Source organism: Humibacillus xanthopallidus (genome assembly GCF_006717145.1).
GTDB lineage: Bacteria > Actinomycetota > Actinomycetes > Actinomycetales > Dermatophilaceae > Humibacillus > Humibacillus xanthopallidus.
The window spans coordinates 85,605-103,353 of record NZ_VFQF01000002.1 but is presented as its reverse complement, the minus strand read 5'-3'; the positions used below and the strand labels follow the sequence as shown (position 1 = coordinate 103,353).

At 72.9% G+C, this 17,749-nt stretch carries 15 protein-coding genes and 1 pseudogene; 10 read left to right on the top strand and 6 right to left on the bottom strand.

Features of this window, described 5'->3' with window-relative positions:
* Positions 1–317: 317 nt before the first annotated feature.
* The 4 genes and pseudogenes from FHX52_RS24670 to FHX52_RS11530 all read left to right on the top strand — a co-directional run.
* A pseudogene (locus tag FHX52_RS24670) lies at positions 318–815 on the top strand (DNA glycosylase AlkZ-like family protein); the annotation flags it as partial.
* Positions 816–878: 63 nt separating this feature from the next.
* Positions 879–1,457 carry a dihydrofolate reductase family protein gene (locus tag FHX52_RS11540; protein ID WP_185747252.1) on the top strand — a complete coding sequence of 193 codons (579 nt, stop codon included), beginning with the start codon at positions 879–881 and terminating at the stop codon, positions 1,455–1,457.
* 201 nt (positions 1,458–1,658) lie between these two features.
* Positions 1,659–2,777 carry a saccharopine dehydrogenase NADP-binding domain-containing protein gene (locus FHX52_RS11535; RefSeq protein WP_141822247.1) on the top strand — a complete coding sequence of 373 codons (1,119 nt, stop codon included), beginning with the start codon at positions 1,659–1,661 and terminating at the stop codon, positions 2,775–2,777.
* Complete coding sequence (locus FHX52_RS11530; RefSeq protein WP_141822246.1) at positions 2,777–4,099, top strand: NAD(P)/FAD-dependent oxidoreductase; 1,323 nt, start codon at positions 2,777–2,779, stop codon at positions 4,097–4,099. The genes FHX52_RS11535 and FHX52_RS11530 overlap by 1 nt, the downstream gene beginning before the upstream one ends.
* On the opposite strand, the gene FHX52_RS11525 is transcribed toward FHX52_RS11530, so the two are convergent.
* Positions 4,082–4,432, bottom strand: a complete 351-nt coding sequence (locus tag FHX52_RS11525; RefSeq protein WP_141822245.1) for an iron chaperone — start codon at positions 4,430–4,432, stop codon at positions 4,082–4,084. The genes FHX52_RS11530 and FHX52_RS11525 overlap by 18 nt on opposite strands.
* 85 nt (positions 4,433–4,517) lie before the next feature.
* On the opposite strand from FHX52_RS11525, the gene FHX52_RS11520 reads away from it, so the two are divergent.
* On the top strand, positions 4,518–5,483 hold the full coding sequence (locus tag FHX52_RS11520) for a thermonuclease family protein (RefSeq protein WP_141822244.1): 966 nt from the start codon (positions 4,518–4,520) through the stop codon (positions 5,481–5,483).
* Positions 5,484–5,546: 63 nt separating this feature from the next.
* Positions 5,547–6,491, top strand: a complete 945-nt coding sequence (locus tag FHX52_RS11515; protein WP_141822243.1) for a phosphotransferase family protein — start codon at positions 5,547–5,549, stop codon at positions 6,489–6,491.
* 55 nt (positions 6,492–6,546) lie between these two features.
* Here FHX52_RS11515 and FHX52_RS11510 read toward each other — a convergent pair whose 3' ends face one another.
* From FHX52_RS11510 to FHX52_RS11500, 3 genes are all read right to left on the bottom strand, one after another.
* Positions 6,547–7,311 (bottom strand): GNAT family N-acetyltransferase, encoded by a 765-nt coding sequence (locus FHX52_RS11510; protein ID WP_141822242.1) that lies wholly within the window; start codon positions 7,309–7,311, stop codon positions 6,547–6,549.
* A gap of 81 nt (positions 7,312–7,392) precedes the next feature.
* On the bottom strand, positions 7,393–9,459 hold the full coding sequence (locus FHX52_RS11505) for a vWA domain-containing protein (RefSeq protein ID WP_141822241.1): 2,067 nt from the start codon (positions 9,457–9,459) through the stop codon (positions 7,393–7,395).
* Positions 9,460–9,585: 126 nt separating this feature from the next.
* Positions 9,586–11,004: a sigma 54-interacting transcriptional regulator gene (locus FHX52_RS11500; protein ID WP_141822240.1), complete on the bottom strand. Its 1,419-nt coding sequence runs from the start codon at positions 11,002–11,004 to the stop codon at positions 9,586–9,588.
* A 177-nt stretch (positions 11,005–11,181) separates the two neighbouring features.
* On the opposite strand from FHX52_RS11500, the gene FHX52_RS11495 reads away from it, so the two are divergent.
* Positions 11,182–12,264, top strand: a complete 1,083-nt coding sequence (locus tag FHX52_RS11495) for a DUF429 domain-containing protein (protein WP_141822239.1) — start codon at positions 11,182–11,184, stop codon at positions 12,262–12,264.
* 70 nt (positions 12,265–12,334) lie between these two features.
* On the opposite strand, the gene FHX52_RS11490 is transcribed toward FHX52_RS11495, so the two are convergent.
* Positions 12,335–13,600, bottom strand: coding sequence for an RNA polymerase sigma factor (locus FHX52_RS11490; protein ID WP_246069935.1), 1,266 nt, complete (start codon positions 13,598–13,600; stop codon positions 12,335–12,337).
* Between the two features lie 30 nt (positions 13,601–13,630).
* Between FHX52_RS11490 and FHX52_RS11485 the strand changes: the two genes are divergently transcribed.
* The 3 genes from FHX52_RS11485 (at position 13,631) to FHX52_RS11475 (ending at position 17,050) form a co-directional block, all read left to right on the top strand.
* Positions 13,631–14,788, top strand: a complete 1,158-nt coding sequence (locus tag FHX52_RS11485) for a glycoside hydrolase family 76 protein (RefSeq protein ID WP_246069934.1) — start codon at positions 13,631–13,633, stop codon at positions 14,786–14,788.
* 113 nt (positions 14,789–14,901) lie between these two features.
* Complete coding sequence (locus tag FHX52_RS11480) at positions 14,902–16,044, top strand: alpha/beta hydrolase family protein (protein WP_141822238.1); 1,143 nt, start codon at positions 14,902–14,904, stop codon at positions 16,042–16,044.
* Between the two features lie 184 nt (positions 16,045–16,228).
* Positions 16,229–17,050, top strand: coding sequence for a hypothetical protein (locus FHX52_RS11475; RefSeq protein ID WP_141822237.1), 822 nt, complete (start codon positions 16,229–16,231; stop codon positions 17,048–17,050).
* A gap of 139 nt (positions 17,051–17,189) precedes the next feature.
* Here the strand turns inward: FHX52_RS11475 and FHX52_RS11470 are convergent, their stop codons facing one another.
* Complete coding sequence (locus FHX52_RS11470; protein WP_141822236.1) at positions 17,190–17,576, bottom strand: YciI family protein; 387 nt, start codon at positions 17,574–17,576, stop codon at positions 17,190–17,192.
* Positions 17,577–17,749 lie beyond the last annotated feature (173 nt).

Here is a 17,749-nt window from a genome sequence, read left to right as displayed (position 1 = left end):
GCGGAGGTGCGCGAGTCCGAGCCCTACCCCTTCATGGCGAGGTGGCTCGCCGACAACGACTCCTTCCGGCGCGACATCCTCGCGAAGCTCGAGGCCGACGGGCCGCTCCTGTCGCGCGACATCCCCGACACGAGCGTCGTCCCGTGGCCGTCGACCGGATGGACCAACAACCGCAACATCACCAAGATGCTCGAGGCGCTCGTCCTCCGCGGTGAGGCCGCCATCGCCGGACGCAAGGGGCGCCAGCGCTACTTCGACCTGCCGGAGCGCGTGTATCCGCCCGACCTGCCGAGGCTCACCTCGAGGAGGCCCTCGCGCACCGCAACGAGCGACGCCTCGCTGCCCTCGGCATCGCCCGCGCCACCGGCACCGTCATGCCGGGTGAGGCCCCGTTCGCCGGCGACGCCGGGGAGCCTGCCGAGGTCGAGGGGGTGCCGGGCACCTGGCGGGTCCACCCGGCATACCTCGACGTGCCGGGCACCTTCTCGGGGCGCACGGCGCTGCTCTCGCCGTTCGACCGGCTCATCCACGACCGCGTGCGCGCCGAACAGCTCTGGGGGTTCGAGTACATCCTCGAGATGTACAAGCCCAAGGCCCAACGTCGCTGGGGCTACTTCGCGCTGCCGATCCTCCACCACGACCGGCTCGTCGGGAAGCTCGACGCCCAGGCCGACCGCAAGGCCGGCACCCTCGTCGTGAACGCGATCCACGAGGACGTCCGCTTCACCAAGGCCATCACGGCCGGGGTCCACCGCGAGCTGCGCGATCTCACCGCCTGGCTCGGCCTCGAGCTCAGCGGCCCCGCGGCGCCCTGACCACCGAGCCAGCGAGCCACCTGGCCAACCTGACCCACTCTGACCCACCGACAGGAGTCGACCGTGCGCAAGATCGTCGTCTACACCATCACCTCGATCGACGGCGCCGTGGACGATCCGACGCGGCTCTTCCCGCCCGACGTCGACCCCGACCGACCGCAGCCGCCGACCTTCGACGACGAGCTCATCGCCCGCGAGACCGAGCTCATCGAGAGGCAGGACGCCGTGCTGCTCGGGCGCCACATGTATGACGAGTGGTCGCGCTACTGGCCGATATCAGACGTCCAGCCCTTCGCCGACTTCATCAACGGCGCGAGGAAGTACGTCGTCACGTCGACCCCGCTCACGACGCAGTGGGGTGACGCCGAGGCGGTCTCAGGTCCGCTCCCCGACATCGTGCGCGACCTCAAGGCCCTGCCCGGCAAGGACATCGGCGTGCACGGCAGCATCACGCTTGCGCAGTCCCTGCTCGCCGAGGGGCTCGTCGACGAGCTCCACCTCGCGGTCGCGCCCCTGGTCGACCCCGAGGGGCGGCGCCTCTTCGAGCGGGCGAAGGACCTTCAGCGACTCACCCTGCACACCGCCACCCCGACACCCGGCGGGGCGCTCTGGCTCGTCTACCGACCGCTCCGGTCCGGCTGAGCTGACGCACTCGCTCCCACGAGCGCTGGGTACGCCTACCCATTTCCGCTGCCGTATGCCGTGCCGCGCGGTCCGCGGCGTATCACCACCCCCGCACGCTCCTCCGCTCCTGCAACGGCGCCGCCCACGCAGATCGCACGGCCAGTCCCCACGGGCTGGCGGGCCGTCGACCACCGGCAGCAGACCCCAGAGGAGCACCGCATGCGCACGCACACCAGCACCCGGACCGCCGGTGACAACACTCCGACCACGCCGTCGGCGGCCTCGGGCCCGGGCAGGTTCGCCTTCACCGTCCACCCGCGCGCCAGGCTCAGTGAGGACCTGGCCCGGGTCTGGTCGCCGCTCGGTCGCGTTCCCGAACGGGCCTACGACACGGCGCTCCGCCGGCTGCCCGTGCCGCCGGTCGCCATGGCCGCCATCCACATCGGCGGGTCGCAGGTCGGGCACGTCGTGCTCGTCCCCTACGGCGCCCGCCACCTGCTCGCACAGCCCGGGGAGGGCCGGGACCGGGTGCACCGTGCGGTCGACAAGGCTCGCGGACTCGGTTGCGGCACAGTCGGACTCGGCGCACTGACCGCCACGGTCACCGGTGGAGGCGTCTCACTGCGCGGCCGCACCGACATCGGCGTGACGAACGGCAACGCCTTCACCGCAGCCATCGTCGACGACCAGGCGCGCCGGCTCCTCGAGCACCTCGGGCGGCTGGGCGGCGCCCACGTCGCCGTCGTCGGCGCGACCGGCAGCGTCGGGTCTGCCGTGACCCGCCTGCTCGCCCGCGACCGCGCCGCCGGCCGGCTCACGGTCGTGGCCCGATCGGCTGGGCGCCTCGAGGCGCTCGCGGCCGAGGTCGGGCGGCGCGTGCCCACCGTCGCCGCCACATCGATCGATGCCGTCTCCGGCGCCGACCTCGTCATCCTGCTCACGGCCTCGGCCGACGCCCTGCTCCAGCCGCAGCACCTGCGCGAGGGTGCCGTCGTGCTCGACGCGACCCAGCCGCGCAACACCTCACCCGACCTGCTCGCAGCCCGGCCCGACGTGCTCGTCATCGACGGTGGCGTCGTCGAGATCCCGAGCCTGCGTCTCGTCGGCGGCAACATCGGCCTGCCCGACGGCCGCGCCTACGCGTGCTTCGCCGAGACCGCCCTCCTCGCGCTCTCGGGTCACCGCGGCCACTTCTCCATCGGCAACCCGTCGCTCGAGCTCGTCGACGAGACGCGTCACCTGGCCCGCGGCCTCGCGCACCTCGGCTTCCACGCCGCGGAGCCGACCAGCTTCGGCCGACCCGTCGACCTCCCGACCCGCGCGCTGGCGGTGGCGTGATGGCCACCCGCCTGCCGGCGGCAGAGCACCGCGTCGTCCTCCTCGGGGGCGGCTACGTCACCCTCCACGCGTATGCCGGCCTCATGCGCCACGCCGGCCGCGCCGTCCGTCGGGGCGAGGTCCAGATCGTCGTCATCAGCACCGACGACGCCCACAGCTTCCACGGCTTCACCGGCGAGGTCCTCGCGGGGCTGCTCCCCTACGACCGGACGCGCACGCCTCTCGTCGAGGCGATGCCGCATGCCCACGTCGTGCTCGGCCGCGCGACGGCCGTCGACGCCGAGCTCCGGATCGTCCGCTACACCCTCGCCGACAAGCTGGGCGAGGCCAGCCGGCCCAGCGAGTCCAGCGGTTCCAAAGAGCGAGTCGTCGACTACGACGAGCTCGTCGTCGGCACCGGGGGCCGGGAGCCGGCAGCCACGGTGCCCGGCCTCGCCGAGCACGGCTTCACCCTTCGGGCTCCCGGAGACATCGCCGTCCTCGCCGAACGCGTCCGCGAAGCTGCGGGTCATCGGGGCCTGCGCCGTCACACCGTCCTCGTCGCAGGCGGAGGCATGGCCGGTGTCGAGATGGCAGCCGCCGTCGCCGACCTCGGCGGTCCGCGGGTCCGCGTCGAGCTCGTCCACTCGGGCGACACGATCCTTCCCGAGCTGCGCGAGACCCAGCCCCGCCTGGCCGCACGCGCCGAGCAGGAGCTCGCCCGCCTCGGCGTGCGGGTCCGGCTGGGAGTGCGTCTCGCCGCGGTGACCGAGCACGCGGCATACCTCTCCGACGGGACGCACCTGCCCGTGAGCACCGTCATCGGCACGATCGGGCAGCGCGCGGTGCAGGTGCCCGGGCTCGATGCGCACCGCGACCCGCGCGGGAGGCTCGTGACGCGCCCGGACCTCTCGGTCGTCGACGGCGTGTGGGCGGCCGGCGACGCCGCGTGCGTCGTGCAACCGAGCAGGGGCGAGCCCGTGCCGGCCAACGCCCTGTGGGCCATCAAGGGCGGCGAGCACGTCGGTCGCAACCTCGCGCGGACGATCCGTGGCCGCGCGACCCGGCCGTTCGCATACCGCGGCCTCGGCCAGGCGGCCTCCTTCGGCCTCGGTCGCTCGATCTCCGAGCTCTACGGGATCCCGTTCACCGGGTGGGTCGCGTGGGTCCTGCGCCTGACCTTCTTCCTGCGGTTCATGCCGAGCCGGCGCAAGGCGGCCCAGGTCGCCCTCGACTTCGCCCGCCAGGCGGCATACGGACGGCGCGCTCCCCTGGTGACGCCGACCGTGGGTGGTGTCACGAACGCGGCCGCGCCGCGCGACGGATCACTCGGCGTGGCGTGACGCGAGCTCACGGGTGACCCGCTCGATGAGGTCGTAGGGCACGGGCTCGGCATAGAAGAACTGCACCGTGTCCTTGGTCGCGCGGAATGGCGCGAGCTGCTGCTCGAGCTCGCCCTCGAGGACGGCGACGGGGTAGAGCCCGACGTGCTTCTTCCACCCGGCGAAGTGCAGGCCGTAGCGGTCGCGAAACATGAGCGCGGGCATGCCGTAGCGGATCTTCTCCTCCGACCCCGGCGCCCCGCGGCGCATCGCGTCGCGGACCCGCTCGAGGATCTGGCGCGGCCCGTCGGGGAAGGACGCGACGTAGTCGTCGATGCTCGCGAAAGTGGCCATGCGACATAGTGTCGCCACCTACGCTGCCGGGAGGTGCCGACGCGCCTTGACGCGCCCGCCGGCGCACCGCCCGACGAGGAGCCGTATGCCGTCCCGAAAGGCCACGACGAACGCCGTCCTCATCGCCGTGGCCGGCCTCGTCCTCGCGGGCACCGTCGCAACGGCTCAGGGTGACGGCCCTGCCGGGGCAGCGTCCTCGCCGGCCAGCACGACGGTCTGGGTGGATGCGGGAGGCGCCGCATCGTCGTCCTCGGGCGGGCCGACGAGTGACGGTGATGCGGCTGCGCGCGAGGCCGAGGCCGCTGCGGCTGCGGCTGCGGCTGCCCGAGCGGACGCCGAGGCCAAGGCCGCCGACGCCACTGAGGCTGCTGCGGCGAAGGCGGCTGACGCGAAGGCCAAGAAGGCTGCGGCCGACAAGAAGGCCGCAGCCGCCCGCACCTGGGCGGTGACGAAGGTCGTCGACGGCGACACGATCTGGGTGTCACGCGACGGCGTCTCGCAGAAGGTCCGGCTCGTCGGCATCGACACCCCGGAGACGGGCCAGTGCGGCTTCACCGAGTCGACCCGCAACCTGCGCGGCATCATCGGCGGCCAGCGCGTGACCCTCACGGCCGGCGCCCGTGACGACGTCGACCGCTACGGGCGGCTGCTGCGCTACGTCGACGTCAATGGGGTCGATGCGGGGCTGCGCCAGATCAAGCAGGGGTTCGCGGTGGCCCGCTACGACTCGCGCGACGGCTACGGCAGGCACGCCCGCGAGACGGCATACGTCAGGGCGGACGCTGCGAGCCCGAGGGCCGCGTGCGCGCAACCCGGCACGGGCGGCTCGACCGGTGGAACGTCAGGCGGCTCGTTGGCCGGATCGGCCGGTGCCTGGCCGCTGGCGGGCGACCAGCACCCGTGCCCGCGGAGCCTGCCGGTCAAGGGCAACGAGAGCTCGATGATCGCCCACGAGCCGGGCGACCGCTACTACAAGGTCACCAACCCGGAGCAGTGCTTTGCCACGATGAGCGACGCCGAGGCAGCCGGCTTCCGACCCGCCAAGGTCTGACGTCGAGCAGCGCCCGCGGGCAATCGGGTTGAGCTGACCGGCCCCGGTCGGCATGCTCGGCAGATGAACGGTCATGCGGTGGGTGTGCGAATCCCCTACGTGCAGGTGCCGGTTCGCGTGCGACGGTGGGTCGAGAGCCGGCTCGGCGGTGCGGTTGTCGACGTCGTCGACTGTGTCGGCGGCATGTCGCCGGGGCCCGCGGCACGAGTTCGGGCGGCCACGGGCGCCCGAGCCTTCGTCAAGGGGTGCGGTGTCGACCTCCACCCCGACACCCCGGGCCTGTTGCGTGACGAGGGCCGGGTTCTCGCCGCGCTGCCCGAGCACCCCAGCCTGCCGAGGCTGCTCGACGTGCACGACGATGGCGACTGGGTCGTGCTGCTCATCGAGGACCTGCCGGGCGCGCCGCCACCCGCTCCGTGGCGCACGGCCGACCTCCTCCGCTTCGGGGAGGCTCTGGCCGCACTGCGACCGGTGCTCGACGAGGTGCAGCTGGAGGGGCTGCCCGCAGCCCGGGAGTCGTCGCCGATCTTCCTCACGCGATGGCGCGAGCTCGCCGGTCGGCTCGACCTCGTCGACCCGTGGTGGGCGGCGCACCACGACGCGCTGGCGGCACACGCGGAGCGCGCGGCCGACCTCATCGCGGGCGACGCCGTCGTCCACTGGGACATCCGCGCCGACAACGTCGTCCTGACCCCCGACCGCACCGTGCTCGTCGACTGGGGTCAGGCGCGCCGCGGCGCGCCCTGGATGGACCATGCGCTGCTCGCGCTCGACTGCTCCATGACGGGGAGCGAGATCTCGACCGCCGACCGCGCAGCAGCCGACCCGGTGCTGCGTGACCATGACCCGGCAGACCTGCTCGCGCTCGCGTCCGCCGTCGCGATGGCGTTCGTCTCGCGGTCGACACAGCCCGCCTCGCCCGCCCTGCCGACGATGCCGGCGACGTGCGCGCGCTGGGCAGAGGGGCTGCGGCCCTACCTCGCGGACGCGCTCGTCCGCGCCCGTTGACCCGCGCACACCGGCACCAACCGCAGGACGGCACACCCGCACCAGGGTGCTGGGCTCAGTCGTCGATGCCGAGGACGCAGGCGGTGCCGAGGTCGACGAAGCCGACCCGTCGGTAGATCGAGGCCGCCGCGTCGGACCCGGCCGAGAGGAAGACGACCTCGACACCCCGCTCACGGGCCGCAGCGACGAGGCTGCTCGTGATCGCCGTGCCGTGACCGCGCCCGCGGTGTCCCGGGGGCACGGCGATGCCCATGAGCTCGGCCACGTCGCCGCGGGGGGCAGCCGACCCGGCCCCGCAGAGACGGTTGCCCTCGAACGAGGCCACGACCACGAGGTCGCCGCGCTCCATCATCTCCGGGTGCCGACCCGGGTCCTTGGGCTCGACCTCGTCGCGCTCGCTGAACCCTGCCGACACCGACCCGAGGGCGAGCGACAGGTGCGGCTCGGCCGGCTCGAGCGGGCGGGCTCGCGGGTCCGGGGCGACCGCCACGTCCGCGGGCATGACGAGCAGCGGGTAGCGGTGCGGCTCGTGACCGGCGCCGCGCACCGCCGGCAGGAGCGACGGCGTCACCTGCTCGACCCACTCGATGGCGAGCGGCACGGTCAGCTCGCGCTGGCGCTCGAGCACCCGGCATACGTCATCGGGGGTGAAGGTGTGCCCGCCGCCCAGCCGGGGGCGCGCGTAGAACTGCCACCCCGTGCCCTCGTCGGCGACGAAGAGCGTGAAGGGGCCGACCTGCTCCACGGTGGCGACGGCGCGCGGGGCGCAGTCGTAGTACGCCTCGATGCGGTCCAGCCGCGCGTCGTGAGTGAGCCCCATGGGGCCACCCTGACAGCCGCGGTCACCGGAGGGCGACCGAATTCCGAGCCGTCAGCGGCCGCCAGCGGCTGCCAGCGGACGTCACCGCCCGCCGCGTCGAGCGCGCAGGTAGTCGGCGACGACGTACTCTCCGAGCCGCCCGATGTCCGGGGTGAAGACGCGGCCACCGGCGCGACGCGCGACCGCGTCGACGAACCGCGCGAGCCCCGGGTCGTCGCCGAGCATGAAGACGTTGAGCTGTGCCCCCGAGCGACGCAGCTCGTCGACCTGGGCGACTGTCGCCCGCAGCGTCGCCTGGGTCGCCGGCCAGTGGAAGGTCGGCCGGCCGTCGGTCTCGATGTGCGCGGTCGGCTCCCCGTCGGTGACGACGAGCACGACCGGCTCGGCGTCGGGGTGCCGGCGCAGGTGCCGCGACGCGAGCATGAGGGCGTGCTGGAGGTTCGTGCCCTGCACCCACTCCGGCTCGGCCTCGGCGAGCTCGACCGGCGTGAGCCGGCGCGCCGCGAGGTTGAAGCCGATGATCTGCAGCGCGTCGTGCCGGTAGCGGGTCTGCACGAGGTGCGAGAGCGCGAGCGCCGTCTGCTTCATCGGCCCCCACCGGCCCTCCTGCATCATCGAGAACGACATGTCGACGCACAGCGCCACCGCCGCCCGTGCCCGCCGCTCCGTCTCGGCCACCTCGAAGTCCTCGACGAGCAGCTCCACCGCCCCCGTCCCGTATGCCGGGTCGCCGGCTGCCGTCGGAAAGTGGGCACTCGACGTGGTGGAGACCGGCTCACTCCGCGTCGAGTGCCCAGTTCCACGCGCACGGGCATTGCGCTGCAAGGCATTCGAGACGGTGCGCACCGTGTCGAGGGGCAGCTCGTCACCGAACTCCCACTGCCGGGTGAGGCCGGTCGGCTCGTCGGCCTGACCCGCAGCGCGGTCGTCGTGGTCGCCACGGCCCGCAGCGTCGACCTGCTGGAAGACGCGCCTCAGGGCGGTCTCGCCCAGACGCCGGATCGCTCGGGGAGTGAGGCGAAGGCCGTCGTCACCGCGGGTCACGAAGCCCTGCCGCTCCAGCTCGCGCTCGAGCTGGCGGAGCGCCTCCATGTCGGTGGCGGCGTCGGCGCCGAGATACTGCTCCAGCCGCTCGACGTCGACGTCGTCCAGGGTCGCGCCGAAGTAGCCCTGCCCCAGCTGCTCCTGCAGCTGCTCGAGGTCGGCCAGCTCGGCGACCGCGTCGACGGCCTCGCCCCAACCGAGCGACTCGCCTCCCCGACCCTGCTGCACGGGGCCGCGCCGGTCGAGGCCGGGACGGAGGGCGCGAAGGTTGTCGGCGAGCTGCGACATCTGAGAGGCGAGGTCGGGGTCGCCGAGGGCGTCGGCCATGAGCTGGGCGAGCTGCTCGCGCTGCTCCGGTGAGAGGGACGCCATGAGCCGCTCGGCTGCCGCCTGCCGTCGGGCGAGGGCGTCGATGAGCTCGTCGACCGTCTCGGGCTGCTCGGGGAAGAGGTCACCGTGCTTGTCCATGAAGTCACGGAAGCGGTCGGTCGTGTCCTCGTCACGGGCGTGCGCGGCGAGGAGGTCGTTGAGGTCGGCGAGCATGTCCTTGACCCGCTGCATCGCCTCGGGGTCGTTGCCCGACAGCGCCTGCTTCATGCCTTCGAACTGCGCGCCGACGATCTCTCGCTGCAGCATCTGCGCGATCTCGTCGTAGGTCGCCTTGGCCTCGGCGGAGTGCCACTCGTGGCTGCCCAGGGCTCGCACCGCTCCTGCGACGTCGTCGGGGATGGTCGCGAGGTCCATCTCGGCGAGGCGCGCGTCGTCACCCTCCTCACCGGCGAGCTGGTCGCGCTCCATGGCGAGGGCCTGGTCGAGCATCGCGCGCACCTGGTCGAGGGTGCCGCCGAGGTCGCCCCGGCGGCGCGCCGCCTCACGCAGCCGGCGGACGCGCTCGGCGAGGTCGTCGAGCCCGCGCCGGCCGTCCATGCCGCGCCGCAGCAGCTCACGCAGGGACTCGCGCAGGCTCCCGCCGGCCATGACGTCGCGGCCGACCTCGTCGAGCGCCGACCGCACGTCGAACGGTGGCGCGAGCGGGTCGGCACCTCCTGTCCACGGCGAGTAGCGGTAGCGGCCGTGCACGTCGTCGCCGTCACGCGGGGTCATCGCCCACCACCCCCAGCCCACGCTGTCCCGCAACACACCGAGCAATCGCCAAGGTGGACGGGTATGCCACGTACCGTTGGCGATTGCTCGGTGTGTTGCGAGGTGGGGTCGCGGGGAGACATGGGGTCAGGCTCCGTAGACGGTGCGGCCGGCCACCGAGTCCTTGTCGATGCGGCGGGTCAGGTGCAGGCCCTCGAGCACGAACTCGATGGCAGCCGCGACCTGCCCGGGCGACGCGTCATCGGCGTGGCCGAGCCGGTCGAGCACCTTCGACAGCCCCGAGACCGGGCCGACCTGGGCGAGCAGCTCCGAGCCCGGCACGAGCTCGCCCGTCTCGACGACGGCGCCCTCGGCGAAGAGGTCGGTGAAGCCGGTGAGGTCGAGGCCGGCGAGGCGCGAGCGATACGTCTCCGCGATCGCGAGCCGGAGCAGGTGGGCGAGGACGTCGCGCTCCCGGCCCTCCTCGCCCATCTCGAACTCGACCTTGCCGAGGAGGGTGGGCACGACGGTGGGGACGTCACAGACCCGCGCGACGGCATACGCCTCGTTGGCCCGAGCGGCGCGGCGCAGCGCCGAGCCCGAGATGCCTTCTGCGGCAGCGATGGCGAAGCGTGCGGAGACGCCGGAGCGCTGGTCGACGGCGCTGGACTCGCGCAGCCCGCGGGTGAAGCGGGCGACGACCTCGAGCAGGTGCTCCGGCACGTCGGCGACGAGCTGTGCCTCCTGTGCGATGAGGGCGACCTCGTCGGACACCTCGGTCGGGTAGTGCGTGCGGATCTCGGCGCCGAAGCGGTCCTTGAGCGGGGTGATGATGCGGCCGCGGTTCGTGTAGTCCTCGGGGTTGGCCGTCGCGACGAGGAGCAGGTCGAGCGGCAGCCGCAGCGAGTACCCACGGATCTGGATGTCGCGCTCCTCGAGCACGTTGAAGAGCGCGACCTGGATGCGCTCGGCGAGGTCGGGCAGCTCGTTGAGGCCGAAGATGCCCCGGTTGGATCGCGGCACGAGGCCATAGTGCACGGTCTCGGGGTCGCCGAGGGTGCGGCCCTGCGCGACCTTGACCGGGTCGACGTCACCGACGAGGTCGCCGACGCTCGTGTCGGGGGTCGCGAGCTTCTCGGTGTAGCGCTCGCTGCGGTGCCGCCACGTGATCGGCAGGTCGTCGCCGAGCTCGGCCGCAAGACGGCGGCACCGGGTGCACGACGGGCTGTGCGGGTCGTCGCCGATCTCGCAGCCCTCGACGACGGGGCTCCACTCGTCGAGCAGCCCACCGAGGGTGCGCATGAGGCGGGTCTTGCCCTGGCCGCGCTCACCGAGGAGCACGAGGTCGTGGCCGGCGAGCAGCGCGGCCTCGAGCTCGGGCAGGACGGTCTCGTCGAAGCCGACCATGCCGGGGAAGGCATCCTCGCCGGCACGGAGGCGCGCGAGGAGGTTGTCGCGCAGCTCCGCCTTGACGCTGCGGTGCTGGTGCCCCGTGGCGCGGAGGCCGCCGAGGGTCGTCGGTCGGGCATCGGGGCCCTGGTTCGTCTCGCTGAGAGGGTGACTCACCGCTTCACGCTACGTCCGGATCTGCCCGGTGTCGAAGGGTCTGTCTCACCGCGGACGGGTGCGCCTGGGTGCGCCCGGGCGCACGCCGCGGGGGCAGCCGCACCCCGGGCCCGGTGTGCGCGCCGCTCGCAGGTGTGCGGATGGCCCCGGAGTGTGCGGCTGCGAGAGGGTGTCGCCATGGACACCGACGTGTGGCGCCAGCGGATCCGCGACTTCGCCGACGAGCGCGAGTGGGGTCAGTTCCACGACCCCAAGAACCTCGCAATGGCCCTGTCGGTCGAGGTCGCCGAGCTCGTCGAGATCTTCCAGTGGCTGACGCCCGAGGAGTCGCGGGCGGTCATGCAGGGCGACCGGCGGCAGGACGTCGCCGACGAGGTGGCCGACGTCATGACCTACCTGCTGCGCCTCGCCGACGTGCTCGACCTCGACCTCGACGCGGCCCTCGCGAGCAAGGCCGAGCGCAACGCCGCGCGATACCCCGTCGCCACCTCACGGGGTTCGAGCGCCAAGGCACCGCGGCTCGCGGCGGGCGGACCTGCTCGACCCGCGCGACCGGCACCGATCGAGGTCATCGCCCCGGTGCTCGGCGTCGACGGGTGCAAGGCCGGCTGGGTCGGCGCCGTGCTCGAGCCGGGGGCGCCGCGACCGCGCGTCGTCGTCGCTCCGACGATCGCCGAGCTCGTGTCGATGGTGCGTGAGTCGCTCGGCATCGTCGCTGTCGGCATCGACATCCCGATCGGCTTGCCTGACAATACGATTCGTCGGTCCGACGTGCTCGCTCGCACAGCGATCCCGGGCAAAGCGTCGTCGATCTTCTCCACGCTCACGCGAGCCGCGTATGCCGCCGACTCCCGGCTCGCTGCCGACGCCGTCAACCGCGACCTCGTCGGCCAGGGCGTCGGCGCGCAAGCCTTCGCGCTGCGCGACAAGATCGTCGAGGTCGACGCCTGGCTGCGCACGAGACCGACGGTGACGGTGCTCGAGGTGCACCCCGAGGTGTCGTTCGCAGCGATGGCCGGCGCCCCGATCCTGGCGAGCAAGAAGACCGAGGAGGGCCGCACCGAGCGGCTCGCCGCCCTTGCCGCGGGTGGCATCCCTCGCCCGTCGGTCCTCTCAGGCCAGGGGTATGCCGCCGACGACGTCATCGACGCGTGCGCGGTCGCGTGGACTGCCGCCCGCCACACGCTGGGCATGGCCCGGTCGCTGCCCGACCCGCCCGAGCGCTTCAGCGACGGCATCGCCGCCGCGATCTGGGCCTGACCTGCGCCGCTGACCGCCCTCGCCGCCGACACGCACCGGCGGCGTGTCTGTGCGATCTGGTCGTCGGCGGTCACACGCGAGCGGCCTTGCGCTGCAGGTATTCCCGCTCGGGCAGGCTGGTCGTGAGGCCCGCCGCCACGAGGTAGCTCTCGCGAGCCGCCTCCCGGTCGCCGACCTGCTCGAGCAGGTGTGCGCGCACGGAGTGCAACCGGTGGCTCCGCACCAGCGATCCCGACCGCTCGAGGTCGTCGACGAGAGCCAGCCCCTCCTGCGGTCCACGCGCCATGGCGACCGCAACCGCCCGACCGAGAGTGACCATCGGCCCCGGTGCCGTTCGCTCGAGCATCTCGTAGAGCGTGAGCACCTGCTCCCAGTCCGTCGACTCGACGGTCGCTGCCTCGTCGTGCACCGCCGCGATGGCGGCCTGCAGCTGGTAGGGCCCCACCGGTGTCGCCGCCAGGCTCCACGTGAGCAGCCCGACGCCCTCGTCGATCGGGTCGCTCAGCCACAGCGACCGGTCCTGCTCCGCCAGCGGCACGAGCGAGCCGTCGGCCGCCGTGCGCGCGGGTCTGCGAGCCTCGGTCAGCAGCATGAGCGCGAGCAGGCCGGCGACCTCCCCGTCGTCGGGCAGGAGCTCTCGCGCGGCGCGCGTCAGGCGAATTGCCTCTCGGGTCAGGTCGACTCGCTGCAGCTGCGACCCGTGGCTCGTCGTGTAGCCCTCGTTGAAGACGAGATAGAGCACGTGCAGGACGGCAGCCATCCGCTGCCGCAGCTCGTCGCCCTCGGGCATGAGAAACTGCGCCCCTTCGGCGCGAATCCCCTGCTTGGCACGGCTGATCCGCTGCGCCATGGTCGACTCCGGCACGAGGAACGCACTGGCGATCTCTGCCGTCGTGAGGCCGCCGACCGCGCGGAGCGTCAGCGCCACCTGGCTCGGCGGCGTGAGCGCCGGGTGGCAGCAGAGGAGCAGCAGCGTCAGGGTGTCGTCGGCGTGCGCGTCGCCCGCCCCTGCGTCGCCCGCTTCCACCCACGAGTCTGCTGGGGACTCGACGAGCGCGTCGGTGGGCACCGCTCCGGCATCGGCCCGCTCGCGACGGGCCCGCGCGTCGTCAGCCCGCCAGTGGTCGATGAGGCGGCGCGACGCGACCCGCACGAGCCACGCGCGGGGGTCGTGCGGCATACCGTCGCGGGGCCACTGCGTCGACGCGGCGAGCAGCGCCTCCTGCACTGCGTCCTCGGCGCGGTCGAAGTCGCCGTAGCGCCGCACGAGCGCGCCGAGCACCTGGGGTGCCAGACTCCGCCACAGCTGCTCGCCACTCTCCACGCCAGCCTCCACGCGGCCATCATCGCGGGGTAGCGTCGGCGCGTGCCAGCCGCAGCCGCTCCGACCCCGCCCGACCCGCCCTGGGACGCCCGCGCCGCCGAGGCCGAGCGGACGGTGACGACCCTCTTCGGCGCGCGACTTGCGGGTATGCCGTTCACGCACCTCGCACGGGTCGCCCACCCCGCGCACGGCCGGGTCGACAACCCGTGGCACTACTGGTGGCAGGCCCACTACCTCGATGCGATCGTCGACGCGGCGCTGCGCTGCCTCCGCGGTGGCGACACCGATGGAGCACGCGAGCGAGCACGGACCGGTGACCGGCTGCTGCGGACGATCCGGCTGCGCAACAGTGCTCGCTGGGTCAACGACTACTACGACGACATGGCGTGGCTCGCCCTGGCGGCCGGGCGGCTCGCACTGCTCCACGCGGCCCTCGGCCGGGCGCGACCCCAGCGACGACTGCGCACCGCGGAGCGTGACCTCACCCGGCAGCTCAGCTCCGCCCTGACGAAGGAGCTCGGCGGCGGCCTCTTCTGGAGCGTCGAGCGCGACTTCAAGAACGTGCCCGCGAGCGCCCCTGCTGCGCTTCACCTCGCCCGGCTCGGTCGGGTCGAGGAGGCTCGCGGCATCGTCGACTGGCTCTACACGAGGCTCTGGTCGGCGGACAGCGGCCTCTTCCTCGACGGTGTGCGGCTCACGTCGTCGCCGTCGCAGGGGTCAGTGCGCTCCGCCCGCGCGGAGGTCATCGTCCCCGACATCTGGTCCTACAACCAGGGCACCGTGCTCGGCGCGCTCGTCACGCTCGGTGACGAGCAGAGCCTGCAGCGAGCGGCCGATCTCGTTGCGGCAGTGCACGATCGGCTGACGACTGAGGCGGACGGCATACGCCTGCTGCGAACTCACGGTGACGGCGACGGCGGACTGTTCACGGGCATCCTCGGTCGCTACCTGGCGCTGGCCGCCACGACCGAGGGGCTCTCACACGACGCGCGCGACACAGCAAGGCGGCTCGTCACCGCGACCGCCGACGGCCTGTGGCGCGGCCGCGACCTGAGGGGACGGGACCGGGCCTCCGCCGTGTCCGTGTGGTCACCTGACCCCCGGAGCCCGGCGCGCACGAGCCAGCCGCCGGGGGCGCGCATCGAGCTCTCGACCCAGGTGCAGGCGTGGATGCTCCTCGAGGCGGCCGCCACCGTCTGACCGCGGACGAGGACGTCGCTCCGCCACTCGACGCCGCAGTGCGCAGGTCACGATCGGGTCGCGTCTTCGGGCGCGGTGGCGGCGTGCGCCGGTCAGCGGGTGACACTCGGGTGATGAGCGACCGTCGCCGAGCCGTTCACCAGCCCAGGACCCCTGAGGTATGCCGCCGTGTTGCCATCACGGGCCTCGTGGGCGCTCTCGCGTCGGCGTGCTCCGCCACGGGTGGCCAGACCGGCGCGGCGACGGGACCGGCCACGTCCGGTGCCGGGACAGCGTCCGGCGGGCCGACCGCCGGCGCCTCGTCCGCGGCGACTCCGAGCAGCCCACCCGGCTCGACCGGCCCGACGGCCACGGCCTCACCCAGCCCGAGCGCGACACGGCCAGCCGACCCCGCCTCGATCCAGGCGCTCATCGAGCACCGCTACGACGGCCGCAACCTCAGGCTCAGCCGCGAGCGCGGCAGCACGAGTGCCTACCGACAGTACTTCGCGACCTACCAGGGCGACGGACTCACCATCTCGGGACGCATCAACATCCCCCGAGGCCGAGGCCCCTTCCCGGCGGTGGTGCTCGCCCACGGCTACGTCGATCCTGCGGAGTACACCAACGGCGAGACGATGCTCCGCGAGCGCGACTACCTCGCGCGGCAGGGTTACGTCACCCTGCACATCGACTACCGCAACCACGCGCAGTCGAGCAAGGACCCCGACAACGACGCCAACCTGCGCGTCGGCTACACGATCGACGCGGTCAACGCGGCGCTGGCACTCAAGGCCCACCCCGCCGTCGACCCCGGTCGCGTGGCGCTCATCGGGCGGTCGATGGGCGGTGGGGTCGTCTACACCGCGATCGTCGCGCAGCCCGGCGTCTTCCGGGCCGCCGTCGCCTACGCCCCCGTGAGCTCCGAGAGCGTCGACAACTTCAACAAGTGGGTGCGGCGCGACCCGTCGAGATCGGGTGCCGCGGCGAAGGTGATCGCCCGCCTCGGCACACCCGAGGCGCAGCCGGCGCGCTGGGCGGCGACGAGCGCCCGCACCTACTTCGACCGCGTCACCGAGCCGCTGCTCATCCACCACGGCACGGCCGACGAGGACTGCCCGCTCGCGTGGTCGCGTGAGTCGGTCGCCGCGCTCGAAGCGAAGGGCAAGCAGGTCGAGCTGCGCGTCTATCCGGGAGGGCGGCACACCCTCGCCTCGCCGCAGTGGGACACCTCGATCCGACGCACCCGAGCCTTCCTCGCGCAGCACCTGTCCTGACGGGGGGCATCTCGGCGCGGACGCGTGCCGTCGCTGCACGCGGTTGCGGAATGTATCGAAACGCCCATGTCGGAGATGTCGTCTCGCTACCGTCGACACATGGCCTGCTCAGCCAGGTCACAGGGGTCGTCCAGTGTCGGGCGGGTTGGGCGAGCTCTCTTCGTCGAGACAAGGGGAACGAAGCATGAGACTCACAACGAGGTGGGGCGCGGCGGCGGTCGCGGCAGTCACCGGTCTGGTCCTGTCAGCAGGGGCCGCTCTTGCGGCGGCACCCAGCAACGACCTCGGCAGCAGCCCGGTCGTCATCACGGCCCTTCCCTACAGCGCAACCATCGACACGAGCCAGGCGACGACCGACGCGGACGACGTCCAGGCCAACCTCGACTGCGGGGCGCCGGCCACGGATGCGAGCGTCTGGTTCACCGTCACCGCGGCGGCGGACGGCTACCTCGCCGCCGACGTCAGCGGGTCGAGCTACAGCGCCGGGGTCATCGTCGGACTCGGCAGCCCGGGCGCCCTGTCCATCGTCGCGTGCGGTCAGGCCGGCGTGGCCTTCCCCGTCACGGCCGGTGAGACGTACACGATCCTCGCCTTCGACGACCAGCTCGACGGGGCGGGCAACGGCGGCACGCTCGACATCACCGTCGACGTCGCGCCGCCGCCGCCGATGATCGAGGCCACCCTCAACCCCGTCGCCCAGTTCGACTCGAAGTCGGGCGGCGCCTACGTCTCGGGCACCGTGACGTGCGACGAGGGGGCGGACTTCGCCTTCGTCGACCTCCAGCTCACCCAGCGCGTCGGTCGTCTGCTCATCCGGGGCTACGGCGGTGCCGAGGTGTCCTGCACCGGCCAGGCCGAGCCGTGGACGGCCTTCATCCTCGCCGACAACGGCCTCTTCAAGGGCGGCAAGGCCGTCAACGTGACGTTCGGCGCGGCCTGCAACCTCACGGGCTGCGGCGAGTACTCGGCCGAGCAGTCGATCCAGCTCAAGGGCAAGAAGGGCTGACGCGCCCCCCGACGCCCCGGATTCGAGGTGATCGCGGCACCCACGGGGGTGTCGCGATCACCTCGATTCGGGAGAGAGAGCGGTCAGGCGGTGGTCATTTCAGGGGTCCCTCGGTGGTCACTCGGTGCTCACTGCGTGCTCACTCGGTGGGGCCGGTCCAGCCGGGTCGGAGCTCCACCGTCTCGCCCGGCCCGGAGAAGCTCTGCACGATCTTCTCGGCGCGTTCCTGGCTCGCGACGTCGATGAGGAAGAAGCCGGCGAGGTGCTCCTTGGTCTCGGAGTAGGGCCCGTCCGTGGCGACGCGCCGGCCGGCGTCCCACCGGTAGAGCCGTGCCGTCGACGGTGCGGCGAGAGCCTCGCCGCCGACGAGCTCGCCGGACTGCGACAGCTGAGTCAGCATCGTCTCGAAGTCGGCGTTGCTGCGCTCGCGCTCCTCGGCGGGCTGCTCCTGGTGCGCGGCGAGGAAGTCGCTGGTCGGGTGGCCCCACGGCTGGGGGTTGGAGTGGATGAGGATGACGTACTTCACGACTTCTCCTTCGTCAGGTGACCGCCTCGTGCGGCCTCAGAGGTGACGTCGGAGCCGATCCGACATCCTCGACATCACTGCGGTGACGTTCTCGGGCCGCGTTCCCGCACGGGCGGCTCCCGAGGGCTCCGAGCAGCGTATGCCGCGTGGCCGGGGAGCGCCTCGCGAGTGGC

What these genes read in the sequence shown, in the direction of transcription:
- FHX52_RS11535 (WP_141822247.1), top strand. Translation starts at nt 1,659, where the DNA reads ATGCGCACGCACACCAGCACCCGGACCGCCGGTGACAACACTCCGACC.
- FHX52_RS11530 (WP_141822246.1), top strand. Translation starts at nt 2,777, where the DNA reads ATGGCCACCCGCCTGCCGGCGGCAGAGCACCGCGTCGTCCTCCTCGGG.
- FHX52_RS11525 (WP_141822245.1), bottom strand. Translation starts at nt 4,432, where the DNA reads ATGGCCACTTTCGCGAGCATCGACGACTACGTCGCGTCCTTCCCCGAC.
- FHX52_RS11520 (WP_141822244.1), top strand. Translation starts at nt 4,518, where the DNA reads ATGCCGTCCCGAAAGGCCACGACGAACGCCGTCCTCATCGCCGTGGCC.
- FHX52_RS11515 (WP_141822243.1), top strand. Translation starts at nt 5,547, where the DNA reads ATGAACGGTCATGCGGTGGGTGTGCGAATCCCCTACGTGCAGGTGCCG.
- FHX52_RS11510 (WP_141822242.1), bottom strand. Translation starts at nt 7,311, where the DNA reads ATGGGGCTCACTCACGACGCGCGGCTGGACCGCATCGAGGCGTACTAC.
- FHX52_RS11505 (WP_141822241.1), bottom strand. Translation starts at nt 9,459, where the DNA reads ATGACCCCGCGTGACGGCGACGACGTGCACGGCCGCTACCGCTACTCG.
- FHX52_RS11495 (WP_141822239.1), top strand. Translation starts at nt 11,182, where the DNA reads ATGGACACCGACGTGTGGCGCCAGCGGATCCGCGACTTCGCCGACGAG.
- FHX52_RS11480 (WP_141822238.1), top strand. Translation starts at nt 14,902, where the DNA reads ATGAGCGACCGTCGCCGAGCCGTTCACCAGCCCAGGACCCCTGAGGTA.
- FHX52_RS11475 (WP_141822237.1), top strand. Translation starts at nt 16,229, where the DNA reads ATGAGACTCACAACGAGGTGGGGCGCGGCGGCGGTCGCGGCAGTCACC.